The sequence below is a fragment of the Brevibacillus sp. HB1.2 genome (assembly GCF_013332495.1).
Lineage (GTDB): Bacteria > Bacillota > Bacilli > Brevibacillales > Brevibacillaceae > Brevibacillus > Brevibacillus porteri.
The window spans coordinates 72,745-87,441 of sequence record NZ_JABMIU010000013.1; the positions used below are offsets into that span (position 1 = coordinate 72,745).

The following is a 14,697-nucleotide window of genomic DNA, read 5'->3' on the forward strand; positions in this document are numbered from 1 at the left end:
CATCTGCGGGTTGCTACATTTTCTAGGAGGCTATGACATGATGAATCCATCATTGGAAAAGAGACATCAGGCACTGCGCGAAGCAGAGACCAAAGCGGAGTTTTTATTTGCCACAATCGAAGAGAAGGGCATTATTCGCAGCGGCGTGACGGAAAAGGATATCAACAAGGAGATTTACGAGCTGGCCTTTCAATTGTTCGGGATCAAGAAATACTGGCATAAGCGAATTGTGCGAGCGGGAAGAAACACGCTGTTTCCGTACCGAGAAAATCCACCGAACTTGACTGTCACTCCCGAAGATATTGTCTTTCTCGATTTCGGGCCCATTTTTGAGGACTGGGAGGCTGATCTCGGGCGGACGTATGTGCTTGGAAATGATCCGGTAAAACAAAAGCTGCGCGACGATATTGAAAAAGCGTGGGACGAGGGCAAGGCTTACTTTTTGTCCAAGCCGGATATTACGAGCAGCGAGCTGTTTGCCTACATGTGCGAGCGCGCTAAAGCATACGGCTGGGAGTACGGTGGTCCGCACGCAGGGCATCTCATTGGCGAATTCCCGCATGAAATAATTCAAGGGGAGGATATCGTCAACTATATTCACCCTGACAATTACAAGCCAATGAGAGAGCCGGATCATAACGGACGCCCGCGCGATTGGATCCTGGAGGTTCATTTTATTGATCGGGAACGAGAAATTGGGGGATTTGTAGAGAAGCTGTTGACGGTGGAGTAAGAGGGAAATAAGAAAACGCCTTTTCCAATTAGGAAAGGGCGTTCTTTATTTACCTATTCTTTGCCTTACTAATACATCACCATGTTCCCGGTCTTTTTCATATGCTTCTCCGCTTGCTTCAACAACACGACGGTCGCTGTCACGAGCACCAGCAAGACGGTGGCTAGCAGTCCCATACTCGGCAGCAGTGTTTGCAACGATGCTCCCTCCATCAGCAGCTCACGAATCAACTGAAGTGCGTAGGTCAGGGGAAAGCAAAAGGAAATGACCTTGGCCCAAACCGGAAAGGCCATCGGGGGTAGGCGGACACCGGAAAAGATCAGCATCGGCTCATCCAGCACGGTGTACAAAAAGCTCGAATCGCGTGAAAACAGAAAGAGTACACAGAGAAAGCCGCCCCAGACAATGGCCGATACCAGCAAAATGAGGAAGGCGAGTGGAGGTGCCCACCAGCCGCTCAGCTGAATGCCATCGACAAAAAACAAGGCTAACAGGACAAAGCAAAAGAACAGCCAGACTCCTTCGATCAGTGAGGAAAGCGAACGCCCGTATAGAAAAGCGAGCCGGTTGACCGGGCTGATGAAGATCATTTCCATGGTTCCTGCTTGTCGTTCAAAGCTCATTTGCCATGACGACTGTACCAGGCACCAATAAAAGATATAGCCTAAATAGCCAGTCAACAGGAACAACGGCAACTGCTCGTAGCTGATGAACCGGGCTAGAGGGGAATCAGCTCCCATCCGAAACGGGGCAAACGAATAATACGCGGTTACAAAATTGATAACGGGCCAGACCAAGAGCGAGAAGTAGATCATTTTGCTGTGAAACGAATGGCGATGCTCCTTGATGATTTCGGCCAAAAGCAGACTGCCTAGCTGTTTCATGCCCCCCTCCGATCTGCCATGTGCAGGATGACGTCCTCCAGAGATGGCTGTTGCGTGGAGAGACGCAAGACAGGGGATTGGTGGGTAGCCAAGAGGGAAAGTAATGGCGTCGTCATATCCGTTTTGCCTCGTAAAGTCACTTCCCAGGTCTGCTCGTCTGTTTCCGCGATTTCCCGTGAGCCGCCATAATCCAGAGCCAGCTGGCGCAGATCGTAATCGAGCGAGTCGGAGAGAGAGGGGATCACTACCTGTAAGGCTGTATCTAGATGGAGCGATTTGGTCAGGTGCTCCGGTGTATCATGCGCCACGAGCCTTCCTTTATCGATGATGTATACCTCGTCGCAAAGCTCTTCTACCTCATGAATGTAGTGGCTGGTCAGCAGAATGGCTTTTCCATGTTGAGAAGCGAGCTCACTCACATGCTTGCGAAGCTGCCGGGCAATGGGGGCGTCCAACCCGAGAGTCGGTTCGTCAAGGAACAGGTAGTGCGGATCATTGATCAGGCCCCGGGCGATTTGTAGTCGCTGCTTCATGCCTTTGGAATAACGCTCCACTGGGGTGTTGGCCGCCTCATACAGGCCAACCTGCAAGAGTAATGAATCGATCCGATCGCGCAAGGCCTGCCCTTGCAAACCGTACAGACTACCGAAGTATTGCAGGTTTTCCCGCCCTGTCAGCCGCCAGTACAGCATGCGCTCGCCTCCTGCGATCATGTTGACCTTGGCTTTGACGAACCGATCGTCCTTTACCGCGTCGTACCCGTCTACCGTGATTGTGCCACTGGTTGGGGTGAGCAGTGTGGAGCACATCTTGATCGTTGTTGTTTTTCCTGCCCCATTAATACCTAACAATCCAATGATTTTGCCGGGTACCATGCGAAAGGACAGATCAGTGACTGCCTCGACCTCTGTCCATTGCTGGCGAAACCAGCCTTTTTTCTCCTTCACCCGGTATACCTTCCGTACATTCTCTGCAATCAGCATGATCGTTGTCCTCCTTGTTATCCAAAAATCGATTCCATGACGCGTTTTTCCATCTTACGAATGCCCCACACCCCGATGACGAGATAGACGAGGGACAGGGCTGCCATATGAAACAGCTGTGGTGAAACAGCATGCAGCGGCGCTCCTTGAATCACACATTGCCGAAAAGCATCCAGCGCAGGCGTGAGCGGCATGATGAGACCGAGCGGTTGCAGCCATTCAGGTAAATATGGAATCGGAAACGTGACCCCACTGACAAAGGCCATCACGGCAAACAGCGTGTTTTGTGTGATGTACGTATCGCGGAACCAAAGCATGAGACTGCCCAATACGAGCGCTTGGCAAAAGAAAGCCCCTGTAGACAATGTCCAGACAAGAACGGCGCTCCACACGTTCGTATGAGAGAGCGTGAGTCCAAACAACGCCCCTACAAGCACAATCACCGAAAATTCGAACAAAGTACGCATGAGTTGTTGGGCGACATTCCCCAAAAAGTACCCCCTGCGCAAGGAAGGGGTGAGCAAAACAGCCTCCAAGGTCCCTTCCCGAAGCTCCGTAATGAGTGAGCGGCTGACATTCATCAAGGTCGAGACGGCAAACGCATAAAAAGCTCCGCCGAGGATGGCGTACGACAAGTAATCGGACGAGCCGGTGAGATGCGCGAAATTCTCGTCCAACTGTCCGGCAAATACATAGTGATAGGCGAAGAAGGCGAAAAGCACCGTATACACCCCGGAAAAAATGTGGCCGATGACAAACGACCACGGATAGGCACGAATCATCACGCGGGTATTGCGGATAAAGGTAGCTTTGGCGACATGAAACACGTTATTTCCTCCGTTCTGGGGGATGTGATGAAGTAGGTGGAGCGAGAATTCCGGGAACAGGCATATCGATGAACTCATGCAGATCGACGGCGAGTTGTTCCAGCCGTGATGCAATCGCGCGGTAAAACACATACCGTCCCCGCCGTTCACTCCAGATAAACCCTGTGTCTACCAACAGATTCAAGTGCTTGTTGACGGCAGGCTCACTGATGTTGTGCAGGTCAGCCAACTGCTGCGTGCAGTAAGGATGAGCCAATAACGATTTGAGAATCGCTGTCCGCGTCGGGTCACTGAACACCTTCATTTTGCTGATAAAGTCAGCGGGAATCACTGAGGTAGCTCTGGTGCCGGGAACGTCAACGGTTAAGCACACGGAGATATGGTCGTCGTAAATGCCTAGCAACAAATGCGGCGAGACAAACGTTGAGACACGCAAATGGATACGAGCCAGCTCCGAATAGCCAAATGTGTACGTTTTTGCCTTGTGAAATTGCAAGAAGTCTTCGTGCACCTTCAAGCGCGGGTGTACCTGCGACAAAAACGAAATCGGATCAAGCTTGATCTGCTCTTGTGCTTCATGTACGGCGCGGACGAGCCACGGTTCAATCCGTCGTTCTTCTGCCTGGAAAACAGGCAGGTAGTCGTAGCAAAACTCCAGAAAACTGCGCTTGGTCGAGAGTGGATGGCGCAAAAGCTCCCGATGCTCCGGTTTCAGCTCATCAAAAATCTCGTCTGTACGTCCTTGCATCCAAGTGTGAAGTTGTCTGGGATGATAGACGGGACCGATCATGAGTTGGGCAAACTCGCCAGCATCCATCGCCTGTACACGCTCCAATGCGGCCTCAACAGAATGCTCAAAGCACTCCTCCCAAGGTGCTAGGAAGTCCATAGCATCGAGAAACTGATTGGACATGGAACTAAAATAGTGGAGCTTTTTCAAGAGCGGGGCAGGTAAAGCAGTGAGCAATTCCTCCGCCCAATGCAAGCGGGAGGTGTGATGCTCCGGCTTGGCAAGCACATGGAGACTTAAGAAAAACTCATAGCCAGGTATGTATGCGACATGAAGATGCTTACGCAGCCAGTCAGGTAAATCTTGCACCGAGCATCCTCCTTTCTTATTCAATTAACCATTTGGTGAATTTAATTTGGGAGTGGGCAAAATTGAAGAAATTATGCCGGAGGGACATCCCGATGTCAAGAGAAAAAGAAAACAACCACGGCTAACGGGTAGCACGTGGTTGTGGGACAGTATTACGTCTCAGAGAAACGAGAGCCGAGCGTCTGCACGGCTTGCTGCATCGCTGTCAAATCGGCTTCGGGAAGCGACTTTTCCTGATAGCGATATTGCTGATAGTAACGTGTGATGCGAGCGACTGCATCCAGCTGACCTGCATCTAGCAAGGACTTTTCGCGCAGCCGATTGAAAAACTCTTGGGGTGTCTCGTGCAGCTCGATTGGCATGCCTTGCTTCTCCATGAGGACGAGAAATTGATAGTAGGCGTACCTGGTGGGGTCATCCTCTGGACCAACAGGCTGTTTGAACCATTTGGCAGAGCCATCTTCTGTGCTTTCTTCACTGGAAGAGGGAGGAACAGTGGTCAATACGGTATTTTGTACAGCCGCCACTTCTTTTTCCAGCGTAATCGTCCCCTTGAAGCGCTTTTTCCATATGTACCTGCTGAGCAGGATCACACAGGCGAGGATGAAGGCAATGATTAAGTATGGCTGTAGAACAGAAAAGAGTGGTTCTCCGAGCTGTATTTGCACACTGGGGTTATCTGGTTTTTGTCCTGTATTTTCCGTTAATAACTGAATCGCTGCTTGTTTTTGGCTCGCCCTCTCGTACAAGCGTTCAAACAATTCCACAATGAAAATAAGCACAGGCTCAAAGAGCGTATACAGACCATCGCTGACAGGTCCTTTAATCCAACTCCAGATCCAATAGATGAGACCAAGTACGATAGAACCGACAGCCAAATAACCTGCGATCAAAAGAAAACGAGTGCCAAGCACTTGACTGCCGAGTAGCATGCTAATGCGAACAGGCAGCCTCGTAGAAAGTGATCCTTCCCGCAGTACAAACGCCCCAATCGCCACCAAAATATAGCTGAGAGTAATGAGGACAAGCATGGAAAAAGAGGCTGCGAGCGAATAGGAACCCGGGTCAACGATGGAGGTGTAAAGTACCGCTAACACAAGCTGTATCAGGCCCGCCATCAGTGCCAGAACAAATCTGCGTTGCAGACTGTCATGTCGATAACCTTCCGATGCAGCACTTTGTACTCTCCAAAAATAAACAGCAGCCAGTATAAGCGCGATGAGCCAGGAATCGTAGAGGTAGAAGCTGCTCATTCCTATGACAAACACAATGGGATATAGCAACAGATGGAGCATCAAGCGACCGCCACCACCATGGTACAACCAGCTCCCAGCCATGAGCAGTGGCGCTGCGACTAGGCAAAACGAGAGAAGTTGACCAAAACCTGCTGTCATATACCCAAACAAGATCAGGAAAACGCCCGTCAGCATGGCCTCCAGCCAAAACGCGAGCGTCCAGCGCCCCATCAAGGAGAGTGTCATCCCATCATCACGCTCCTTTTTTTCAAACGAGCATGCTCAAAACGCTGGATGATGACAGGGTCAGAAGAAACATCCAGTACCGCAACCTGATGACCGCGTTGAACAAGGCGCTCCGCGGAGGCTTGTACGGATTGGTCCATTCGTGGTGTCACAATGAGAATGGCTTCCTTCCCATGGGCTTCCTCTAACCGGCGAAGAACAGTCGTCAGTGGCGTTGTCACAAAATGATGCATTTGCGCCAGTTGACTCATGACGTGCAGGTGGTGCGCCTTGCCACTTCCCGCAGGCAAATGAAAATGCTCACGTCCTCGTTGCTTCACGGTTAGGTACAGCTCGTATCCGACTGATTTTCTCCTGCACTGGCCAGCTAAAGCCGCAAGACAGGAGATCGTCCGTTCATTGGTCGTATCGTTATACTTTTGCATCATCGGTTCATAGGAGGGTAGGATATGCCCGACGATTCGCCAGTTCGGATGGGCTGTATACTCGAAAAGGCGCGTTTCCAGTGAGCCTGTTTTGGCGGTTGCCTTCCAATGGATGTGCTTGAAACGGTCGCCTGGCATATACGACCGAACGCCACGCTGAAAAGTGACATCGTCTAGTTGGCGCTGACGAGAAATCCGATTCCCATCTGGTTCCGTTTCAGCAAGCACGACAGGAGAAAGAGCAAGAGGCAACGGATAGACCAGCAAGGAAAAGGAAATCGACAATGTCATAGCGGTAGGCTCCTCGCCCAATAACGGCAATGTCTCGGATTGCACATCCGTCAGCCAGACCGTGCCTCGCTTGTTCGGGATGAGAATCAAGGTGCGTGTAGCACTTTGTCGCATCGGCAAATCAAAGCGCAGGCGAACGCTCGTCCGATGATTGAGGAGTCGCACCTCGTCTGCACCTTCCACCGAGACATGCTCTGGCAATGTGAAGCGAAGCCAGGTAGCAGGCAAAGGCAGCCACGAACGATTGTGCAAGCGAACTGTAATGTGCACGGGGGTCCCTGACAGGACGCGCGTTTGATCACTGGACCATTCGAATGACACCCATTTGGACATGGATTTGACCCACCAGTCTTGTGCAGCGGGGAGAAAAAAGAAAAAGCCCCCAAACAGAAAGAAAAACCAGTGGCCGGAAAAAACGGCGAAGAGTAGCAAGACAAAACCGATTACGTGAAAGGTTTGCTTGGTGATCATAGCGCTACACGCTTTCTTCGACGGGAGCGGGGACGCTAGTCAAAATTTGCTCTACGACTTCCTGCTCCGTCACATGCAGCTCTGCTTCCATGGAGAGGCGAATGCGGTGAGCTGCCAGACTGGGGAACACCACTTTCACATCATCCGGCAAGACATAAGTACGACCAGAAACGAACGCGTAAGCCTGGGCGGATCGCAACAGGGCGAGCATGGCACGCGGACTGATGCCCACCTCGACCGAACGATGCTGGCGAGTCGCTTCCGTCAGATCGATGATATAGTCTTCCACCGGTTGACTGACATGAACGGTCGTGACCTCGCGTTGCAGAGCCGCAATTTGCTCGACAGTGATGACCGGCTCGACGGCCTCTAATGGGGAGCCACTGCGGAATCTCCGCAAAATTTCTTTGGCATCCTCTCGCGTACCATAGCCAAGAGACAGCTTGAAAAGGAAGCGGTCCAACTGTGCTTCTGGCAATGGATAGGTTCCTTCCGATTCAATCGGATTTTGGGTCGCAATGACCAGCATGGTCGATGGAAGTGGCAAGGTGACGCCTTCGATCGTGACCTGGCGTTCCTCCATGCATTCCAGCAAGCCGGATTGAGTCCTGGGAGTGGCTCGGTTTATTTCATCTGCGAGCAAGACATCTGCAAAAACAGGTCCCTTGCGCAGTTCGAATTCACTTGTTCGCTGATTGAATACGTGTAGACCGACGACATCAGATGGCAGTAGATCCGCAGTAAATTGCAGGCGGTTGTAAGAACCGCCAATCGCTTGCGCCAATGTTTTGGCAAGCACGGTTTTTCCCATTCCGGGCAAGTCCTCCAGCAATACGTGACCACGGGCGAGCAAGGCCGTTACCAATAGGCGGATCTGACTTTCCTTGCCCACGATAACGCTGCTGATAACATGCTGAAGGTTATCCGATGTCGGATGAGTCATGAAAATTCTCCTTTTCCCATTCAAAATTTAGGAGCCATACGATTTTTATTATATAGGGAATATCCTGTTATTTACAAATTTTCGAAATAATATTCCCCCCAGCGCGGCGAGCACGATGACGGCACCTACAAAGATGTAAAGAGGGCGAATCCCTACCTGATCGCTTAGCTGTCCGCCAAGCCAAATACCGACGGGCATCGTCGCACGCACGATGAGCAGGCGGACAGACAGTACACGCCCCATCAACTCGGAAGGAACGTGAAGCTGATACAAGCTCGTGCTATGTACTTGGAAAAAAGGAGCAAACAGACCAGCCAGTAGCTCGATGGTGATGGCAAGCCAGATGTCATGGGTAAAGCCTATCGCAACAAAGCTTAAGCCACCTAATACCAGTGATCCCAACATGATCAGGGGCTGACCAAGGCTGTTACGGAAGCGCGGCACGAGCAAGGAGCCGAAGAAATATCCTAACGGATAACCAGCCAAAAACAAGCCTACATGAAACGAGGTGCCTTGTAGCTCGCCGACTACAAAAGGCAGGTTTAGTACGAGTGTGACTCCGACAGCAAATTGGACGAGAGCTGAGTACAGGCCAAGCCAGAGTAGAAGGGGCTTCTGCCAAAAGATCGCAAGACCAGCCTTAAACATGACAAACCACGATTGCTTCTTGCTGGCGGTATCTGCTGGGGCGATTGGACAAAGAACCAGAAAGAAACCGCTGAGCGCATAGCTGATCGCGACCAATGCGAGTACTGACTCGCCGCCGATACTGGCTACGAGAATCCCAGCCAAAGGAGGACCTGTAATCAAGGCAATGCGCAGGACACTTTCCAAATAGGCATTGGCTTGGAGGAGCTGCTCTCTTTTGACCAGAACAGGGAGGAGCGATTGGCTGGCTGGCACATATAGCGGTTGAACGAGACCGTTGATCAAGGCAGTGAAATACAACGGCCAGAGCGATTCTGTCCCGGAAGTAATGACCACAAAGGACAAACAAAACGCAGCAGCTCGCATCCATTGAGAAAAAAGCATGACACGCTTCTTGTCGAATCGGTCGATGTACGGTCCGGCTACCAACTGAATAGCGAGCGACGGTATGAAATACAGCAGCCACATCTGTCCGACCGCACCTTGTGAGCCTGTTGCCTGATAGATTAACCAGCTATTGGCGAGGGTACCGAGTGAGGCCCCGAGTTCGGAAATGAGCTGACCAAAAAGAATCCAACGATAAGAACGTTGCTGCCAGACAGAGGCTTGTACCGCAGTTTGGTTCATGGGGCGCTCCTGTCCAGGAATTCATCCCATATTAGGGGGAGCTTGTCCAGAGTATGACGGCGGAGTCTGTAACGGGAGCCGACTGTTTCAACGAGATGGGCAGACCGCAGCATGGACAGGTGATGGTGCACTGTCGATTTTGCCATAGAGAGTTGCTCTGTTATCTCTTGCAGACTCATGTCCTTTTCCGCGAGCATTTTGACCATGCGCAGCCGGTGCTCATCTCCGAGTGCTTTTAAGGCTTGCACCAGTGAAGGGGGTGGCTGATTTGGATCTACAGCATCGTGCAAATTTTCGTCGGCAACAGGGTAATAAAAAATTTTCGTCCCGACAGCATCGGCTTGTACGGTCCACGGGCGATAGATCGCTTGTGGGATCAGCAGTACGCGTGTCACGGCAGGCTCAGGGAGGTAGCTCGATCCCGTCGCATACTCCACCAAGGCTTCCGGGGTGAGCTTCCCTAGCTTGTTTTGCTTTTGCGACCAATCACGTTCTAGCATGCGAACGGTTTCTTCCTCATGCGGCTTGATGTGGGTACCATACCAGCCTTCCATCAATCGGAGAATATGACTCCGCAGCTCTTCTGCATCAACGGAAGTAATATGTCCGATATACGATTCAAAAAAGAGGTGCGCGCGGCACGCTTCCTGTAAAGCGGCGCAATCCTCTTTGCTTCCTTGTGCAGCCTTCCAACGTGCTTCTTGCATATTCTCACCTAGATAAGGGAGGGCCTCGTATCGGAGCTGTTCTGTTGAGAGCTCTCTGACATACGAGAGAAATGAATCCAGATCAGCGAAAGGGCAAAGATCGAGCAGTTGCAAAAGCGTCTTCCACGTGTTGTGTTCCTTCGCATAGTCGACCTCTTGCCGTACAGAAGGCGATAGCTCGTCCAACAGTTGACGCCAGTAGGCAGGAGGGTGTTCCATCGTGTGATGCAATTGATCGTAGGTAGCAGCAGCGATTCCCAAGGCAGCTTCGAATAAAGGAGAATACGAGATCTCCACGCGATACGTTGTCCGTTCACTTCCGATGTTCAAAACTTTCACGTCTATTCATCCTTCCAAAATTTGTACATCATTATGTATTTTATAAATAACGAATGTAAAATTCAATATTTTTCGAACGAGAATAGAAAAATAATAAAGAAGAATCATAAATCTCTATCCAGAGAGATCATGATTCTTCTTTCTTTTGAAGGTACGGTTAACCTACCGTGGATAATTGCAACGCACGCTGCAATGCCTGCTCCAGATCAGAAATGATATCGTCGATCGATTCTGTACCGACGGAGAGGCGAATAAGTCCCGGAGTCACTCCGGCTGCTGCCTGCTCTTCTTCTGTCATCTGCTGATGTGTTGTACTAGCTGGATGAATGATGAGTGACTTGGAGTCCCCGACATTTGCGAGATGGGAGAACAGCTTCACGGACTCGATCAACGTTTTTCCTGCCTCAACGCCACCGCGAATTCCAAAGGTCAGGATCGCGCCTGCACCTTTTGGCAAATATTTTTGTGCCAACTCACGCTGGGAGTCTGACTCGAGTCCTGGATAACTCACCCACTCTACGGCAGAGTGATTGGCGAGGAATTGGGCTACTGCCAAGGCGTTCTGGCTATGCCGTTCGATGCGCAGATGCAGTGTTTCTAATCCTTGCAGGAACAAGAAGGAATTGATCGGGGCGACGGCAGCACCAATATCGCGCTGGAGCTGGACGCGCGCCTTGATAATATAGGCGAGCGGACCGACTGCCTCTGTATAAACAACGCCATGGTAGCTTGGGTCTGGTGTAGTCAGTCCTGGGAATTTTCCGTTGTTCCAGTCAAATTTTCCAGAGTCTACGATAATACCGCCAATTGCTGTTCCGTGGCCGCCGATGAATTTGGTGGTGGAGTGCACGACAATATCGGCCCCGTGCTCAAAAGGACGGCACAAAATCGGAGTCGCGAAGGTGTTGTCCACGATCAAAGGTACGCCATTTTCGTGGGCAATATGGGCGATCGCCTCAATATCAGCGACATCAATGCGTGGATTGCCGATCGTCTCGCAAAACACGGCTTTTGTCTTTTCATTGATATAAGCACGGAAATTTTCCGGATTGGATTGATCAGCAAAATGAACGTTGATACCGAGGCGGGGAAGCGTGTGGGCGAACAGGTTGTAGGTACCGCCATAGAGACTGCTGGAAGCGACGATCTCGTCTCCTGCATGCGCAATATTTAAGATGGCGAATGTAATGGCAGCTTGCCCGGATGCGGTCGCTAATGCACCAACACCACCTTCGAGCAGGGCAACACGCTTCTCAAACACATCCTGGGTCGGATTCATGATGCGTGTATAGATGTTCCCAAACTCTTTTAAGCCAAACAGATTGGCTGCATGCTCCGTATCGCGGAAAACGTAGGAGGTCGTCTGATAGATCGGAACAGCACGTGAGCCTGTTACAGGGTCAACCTCTTGCCCACCGTGTACCGCAAGCGTTTCTGGCTTCCATTGTTGTTGATCGGACATATTCATCTCTCCTTCTACTATGAAATCGACTAATAAAAAAACGGAGCATTCTCCTGAGAAGAAGAAGGCTCCGATCATGCACGGGCTTGTGTTCATCTCTCAGAATCACTGGATTCTGCAGGAATTGGCACCATGCAGCTAGTCTGCTGGTTGCCGGGCTTCGTAGGGCCTGTCCCTCCACCGCTCTTGATGAGAAAAGTTGTTGTCGTAATTGTATGAAAATAAAACCTTGCTGTCAATGTGGAATTTGTAGTTATCAGGGAGGTTTTTGTGTATATATGGATGAAAGGTGTTTCACTCATGCCATTAATTTGTAACGCTTTTGCCTCAAGCTGTTCACATCCCGTGTGGCTACTGCCACAGCGAAATAGGAGATAATGGTAGAAAATAGGGAGCGTAGATGCAGGGTAAAGCCAAGTGCTCTTCGCGTTAGAAAAGTAAAAAAGCGTGTGATATCATGGAGGTGGTTACAACTGATCTGATCGTACATATAGGAGGATAAATAGCGATGAGCCATGGAGTAAAGGAAATGACACCACAAGAGCTGTTGGAAAAGCTGGAAGCCAAAGAGGAGCTGCAAATCATTGATGTACGTGAAGTCGATGAGTGGAATGCAGGTCACATTAAAGAGGCGAAGCTGATCCCACTCGGCTTTTTGCCACATCGTATCGATGAGCTGGATAAGAACATTCCGATTGTGATGGTTTGCCGTAGTGGTGCCAGAAGCCATAATGCTACAGCGTATTTGAGTGAACAAGGATATGACGTGGCGAATATGGTTGGCGGCATGCTCGCATGGCCAGGTGAAGTAGAACAGTAAGAAGTGATAGAAACAGTGTGAATGCCTCCCGCGTGTAATCAGGAGGCATCACGCATGGGACAAGCAGGGAGGAAGCAACCCGTGAGTGAAGGAACACAATTGCAGCAGGAATCTGGGATGAAAAAACATTGGTTTCCTGTGTTAGCTGGTATTATCCTTTTGGCTATCGTCGGAGTATTTGGTTATAAGTACATGACACAAGAGAAGATCGAAGTATTGAAGCCCATCGCGGACTTCACCTTAGACAACAGTAACGGAACAACCTATACCTTTAATGAAAGTGCTGGTAAGGTACGATTGGTTGAGTTTATGTTTACCAAATGTCCGGATATTTGTCCGGCTACCACGTACAACATGGCCAAGCTGCAAGATCAGTTGAAGGAAAAGGGACTGTTTGGAGACAAAGTAGAGTTTATCTCCATTTCCTTTGACCCTGATAACGATACGCCAGAAGTCTTGCAGGAGTACGCAGCCAAGTTCAAGGCAGATCAGAGTGGCTGGAAGTTCCTGCGCGGTGACGCTCAGGCTGTAGAGAAAGTGACGAAGGATTTTGGTCTGATGGTAATGAAGCAGCCAGATGGTTCTTATGCGCATACGGCTCGCATGTTCCTTGTGGATGGAGATGGAAACATGCGCCGCGCGTACGGGATGGCAGCTGACATGGACATGGAAGTCATGATGAAAGAGATGGAACAGCTCGCTGACTAGCGGGTCTCCTCATAGGAGATGTTTACGACTTCTTCTGTCTGATTCACAAATTCAATATGAACGAGTAACGCCCACCTGCGATTGCCTTCTTGAAGCAAGAGCTTAAACGTCTCTTCTGACGTGGTGGGCGTTTTTGGTGTTCGTCCGACGTGCAGGTAGTCCACAATTTGAGCGTTTGGATATCGCTTCATCGTTTCCTGCATCGCGAGCCTGCCCCATTTTGCATAGGGAGGCTGGGCATAGGTAGGAAACGTCTGAAATAGAAGAAGGAAAAGTACGGGACAGAGAAGGGGCATCATGTTCCGATAGCGAAATAGGCGACGAGCGGTTTGCATTTGCTAATCCCTCTCCTTTTCGAAATGGTTTGCCATGTATTTTGAAGACTTTTCGGAATATCATTCGTAGAAAATAATGACAATGAAGTGAGGGAGGTTTTCGATGCATTACTTGCTGATTCCCTTATTTGGCGTTCCTGTTTTGGTGGGGGTTCTTGCGGCAATATTCCAAAAGCCTCCTTTCTGGAAAAAATGGGGGCCCACGATTGCTTCAGCCATATTGATTTACGGAGGTTGCTTCGCTGCGAATGTACATTGGCAAATGAAGTATGGTATTCCGGTGTTACCTACGGCGGCCGACTTGGAGCTATTTTTATACTTTTGTATCCTGTTGGTGTTTGTTTGTATCCTCATGTATATTGGCTTCTTGATCACGATGAGAAAACAGTTTTGGAAAATGAACCTCGTTTTTCTATGCACAGCCTTTGGCTTGTTTAGCTTTTTTGCTGCTGCCTTTTTAGGTATGGGACCCTTTTTGAAAAAAGCGGAGTACGTCACCGTCGTACAAAAAGCAAAAGACAAGTGGAGAGCGGCGAAGATGGACAATGAGAAGCCCATTGATCTCGCCATCGTATACAGTAGACAAGATTGTACCAAAAATTGTGCAGGGTATCCGTATACAAGTCTCATCCTGGTACGGAATCAGTCGGATCAGCCGGTGGAGATTGATTTGAAACTGCGATTGCAAAACAAAAGTGGCGTCGTAGTAAAAGAAATCGAAGCCGTACCACTAAAGCTCTCTTCAGGAGAAATTACGGAGGTATGGACGGGCGATTCCTATGCAAAGGACGACTTCTGGGCGAGAGCCAGTGTCGTTACCGATGAAAGAGTTGCTGATTTGGAGTATCAGTATTCAATTATTGACCGAAGATGAATGTGTGGAATAGACAAGACTGTGTGAAACGAACGTCATA

The 14,697-nt window shown here is 50.0% G+C and carries 15 protein-coding genes and 1 riboswitch; of the genes, 4 read left to right on the forward strand and 11 right to left on the reverse strand.

All coding sequences use genetic code 11. The features are described from left to right. Positions 1 to 40 precede the first annotated feature (40 nt). Positions 41 to 733 carry a M24 family metallopeptidase gene (locus HPY28_RS23730; RefSeq protein WP_026042951.1) on the forward strand — a complete coding sequence of 231 codons (693 nt, stop codon included), beginning with the start codon at positions 41 to 43 and terminating at the stop codon, positions 731 to 733. A gap of 68 nt (positions 734 to 801) precedes the next feature. Here the strand turns inward: HPY28_RS23730 and HPY28_RS23735 are convergent, their stop codons facing one another. The 10 genes from HPY28_RS23735 to HPY28_RS23780 form a co-directional block, all read right to left on the reverse strand. Next, on the reverse strand, positions 802 to 1,617 hold the full coding sequence (locus HPY28_RS23735) for an ABC transporter permease (protein WP_017247237.1): 816 nt from the start codon (positions 1,615 to 1,617) through the stop codon (positions 802 to 804). Then, on the reverse strand, positions 1,614 to 2,600 hold the full coding sequence (locus HPY28_RS23740; RefSeq protein WP_174231538.1) for an ABC transporter ATP-binding protein: 987 nt from the start codon (positions 2,598 to 2,600) through the stop codon (positions 1,614 to 1,616). The genes HPY28_RS23735 and HPY28_RS23740 overlap by 4 nt, the downstream gene beginning before the upstream one ends. Before the next feature lie 17 nt (positions 2,601 to 2,617). Further along, the gene (locus HPY28_RS23745) at positions 2,618 to 3,427 is read right to left on the reverse strand and encodes an ABC transporter permease (RefSeq protein ID WP_174231539.1); all 810 of its coding nucleotides are present in this window, start codon (positions 3,425 to 3,427) and stop codon (positions 2,618 to 2,620) included. Between the two features lies 1 nt (position 3,428). Continuing rightward, complete coding sequence (locus tag HPY28_RS23750; RefSeq protein WP_174231540.1) at positions 3,429 to 4,526, reverse strand: ArsR/SmtB family transcription factor; 1,098 nt, start codon at positions 4,524 to 4,526, stop codon at positions 3,429 to 3,431. A 152-nt stretch (positions 4,527 to 4,678) separates the two neighbouring features. Further along, complete coding sequence (locus tag HPY28_RS23755; protein ID WP_174231541.1) at positions 4,679 to 6,007, reverse strand: DUF4129 domain-containing protein; 1,329 nt, start codon at positions 6,005 to 6,007, stop codon at positions 4,679 to 4,681. Further along, on the reverse strand, positions 6,004 to 7,194 hold the full coding sequence (locus tag HPY28_RS23760; RefSeq protein WP_173624106.1) for a DUF58 domain-containing protein: 1,191 nt from the start codon (positions 7,192 to 7,194) through the stop codon (positions 6,004 to 6,006). The genes HPY28_RS23755 and HPY28_RS23760 overlap by 4 nt, the downstream gene beginning before the upstream one ends. A 4-nt stretch (positions 7,195 to 7,198) precedes the next feature. Then, positions 7,199 to 8,137 (reverse strand): AAA family ATPase, encoded by a 939-nt coding sequence (locus HPY28_RS23765; protein WP_173624105.1) that lies wholly within the window; start codon positions 8,135 to 8,137, stop codon positions 7,199 to 7,201. 48 nt (positions 8,138 to 8,185) lie between these two features. Beyond that, on the reverse strand, positions 8,186 to 9,412 hold the full coding sequence (locus tag HPY28_RS23770) for an MFS transporter (RefSeq protein ID WP_174226263.1): 1,227 nt from the start codon (positions 9,410 to 9,412) through the stop codon (positions 8,186 to 8,188). Continuing rightward, positions 9,409 to 10,458 carry an ArsR/SmtB family transcription factor gene (locus HPY28_RS23775; protein ID WP_174231542.1) on the reverse strand — a complete coding sequence of 350 codons (1,050 nt, stop codon included), beginning with the start codon at positions 10,456 to 10,458 and terminating at the stop codon, positions 9,409 to 9,411. The genes HPY28_RS23770 and HPY28_RS23775 overlap by 4 nt, the downstream gene beginning before the upstream one ends. A 157-nt stretch (positions 10,459 to 10,615) precedes the next feature. Further along, a complete protein-coding gene (locus tag HPY28_RS23780; RefSeq protein WP_173624103.1) occupies positions 10,616 to 11,920 on the reverse strand; it encodes a homocysteine synthase in 1,305 nt (434 codons plus the stop codon). Positions 11,921 to 12,009: 89 nt separating this feature from the next. Further along, positions 12,010 to 12,116, reverse strand: a riboswitch (SAM riboswitch). A gap of 312 nt (positions 12,117 to 12,428) precedes the next feature. On the opposite strand from HPY28_RS23780, the gene HPY28_RS23785 reads away from it, so the two are divergent. Together HPY28_RS23785 and HPY28_RS23790 are read left to right on the forward strand one after the other, a co-directional pair. Further along, complete coding sequence (locus HPY28_RS23785; protein ID WP_173624102.1) at positions 12,429 to 12,740, forward strand: rhodanese-like domain-containing protein; 312 nt, start codon at positions 12,429 to 12,431, stop codon at positions 12,738 to 12,740. A gap of 81 nt (positions 12,741 to 12,821) precedes the next feature. Further along, positions 12,822 to 13,448: an SCO family protein gene (locus tag HPY28_RS23790; RefSeq protein WP_244521832.1), complete on the forward strand. Its 627-nt coding sequence runs from the start codon at positions 12,822 to 12,824 to the stop codon at positions 13,446 to 13,448. Here the strand turns inward: HPY28_RS23790 and HPY28_RS23795 are convergent. Beyond that, the gene (locus HPY28_RS23795) at positions 13,445 to 13,783 is read right to left on the reverse strand and encodes a YqzG/YhdC family protein (RefSeq protein WP_069852044.1); all 339 of its coding nucleotides are present in this window, start codon (positions 13,781 to 13,783) and stop codon (positions 13,445 to 13,447) included. The genes HPY28_RS23790 and HPY28_RS23795 overlap by 4 nt on opposite strands. A gap of 103 nt (positions 13,784 to 13,886) precedes the next feature. On the opposite strand from HPY28_RS23795, the gene HPY28_RS23800 reads away from it, so the two are divergent. Then, the gene (locus HPY28_RS23800; protein WP_173624100.1) at positions 13,887 to 14,657 is read left to right on the forward strand and encodes a hypothetical protein; all 771 of its coding nucleotides are present in this window, start codon (positions 13,887 to 13,889) and stop codon (positions 14,655 to 14,657) included. Positions 14,658 to 14,697: the final 40 nt, after the last annotated feature.

Coding starts and splice junctions, on each gene's coding strand:
- HPY28_RS23730 (WP_026042951.1), top strand. CDS start 41: ATGAATCCATCATTGGAAAAGAGACATCAGGCACTGCGCGAAGCAGAG.
- HPY28_RS23735 (WP_017247237.1), bottom strand. CDS start 1,617: ATGAAACAGCTAGGCAGTCTGCTTTTGGCCGAAATCATCAAGGAGCAT.
- HPY28_RS23740 (WP_174231538.1), bottom strand. CDS start 2,600: ATGCTGATTGCAGAGAATGTACGGAAGGTATACCGGGTGAAGGAGAAA.
- HPY28_RS23755 (WP_174231541.1), bottom strand. CDS start 6,007: ATGACACTCTCCTTGATGGGGCGCTGGACGCTCGCGTTTTGGCTGGAG.
- HPY28_RS23760 (WP_173624106.1), bottom strand. CDS start 7,194: ATGATCACCAAGCAAACCTTTCACGTAATCGGTTTTGTCTTGCTACTC.
- HPY28_RS23765 (WP_173624105.1), bottom strand. CDS start 8,137: ATGACTCATCCGACATCGGATAACCTTCAGCATGTTATCAGCAGCGTT.
- HPY28_RS23770 (WP_174226263.1), bottom strand. CDS start 9,412: ATGAACCAAACTGCGGTACAAGCCTCTGTCTGGCAGCAACGTTCTTAT.
- HPY28_RS23780 (WP_173624103.1), bottom strand. CDS start 11,920: ATGTCCGATCAACAACAATGGAAGCCAGAAACGCTTGCGGTACACGGT.
- HPY28_RS23785 (WP_173624102.1), top strand. CDS start 12,429: ATGAGCCATGGAGTAAAGGAAATGACACCACAAGAGCTGTTGGAAAAG.
- HPY28_RS23795 (WP_069852044.1), bottom strand. CDS start 13,783: ATGCAAACCGCTCGTCGCCTATTTCGCTATCGGAACATGATGCCCCTT.
- HPY28_RS23800 (WP_173624100.1), top strand. CDS start 13,887: ATGCATTACTTGCTGATTCCCTTATTTGGCGTTCCTGTTTTGGTGGGG.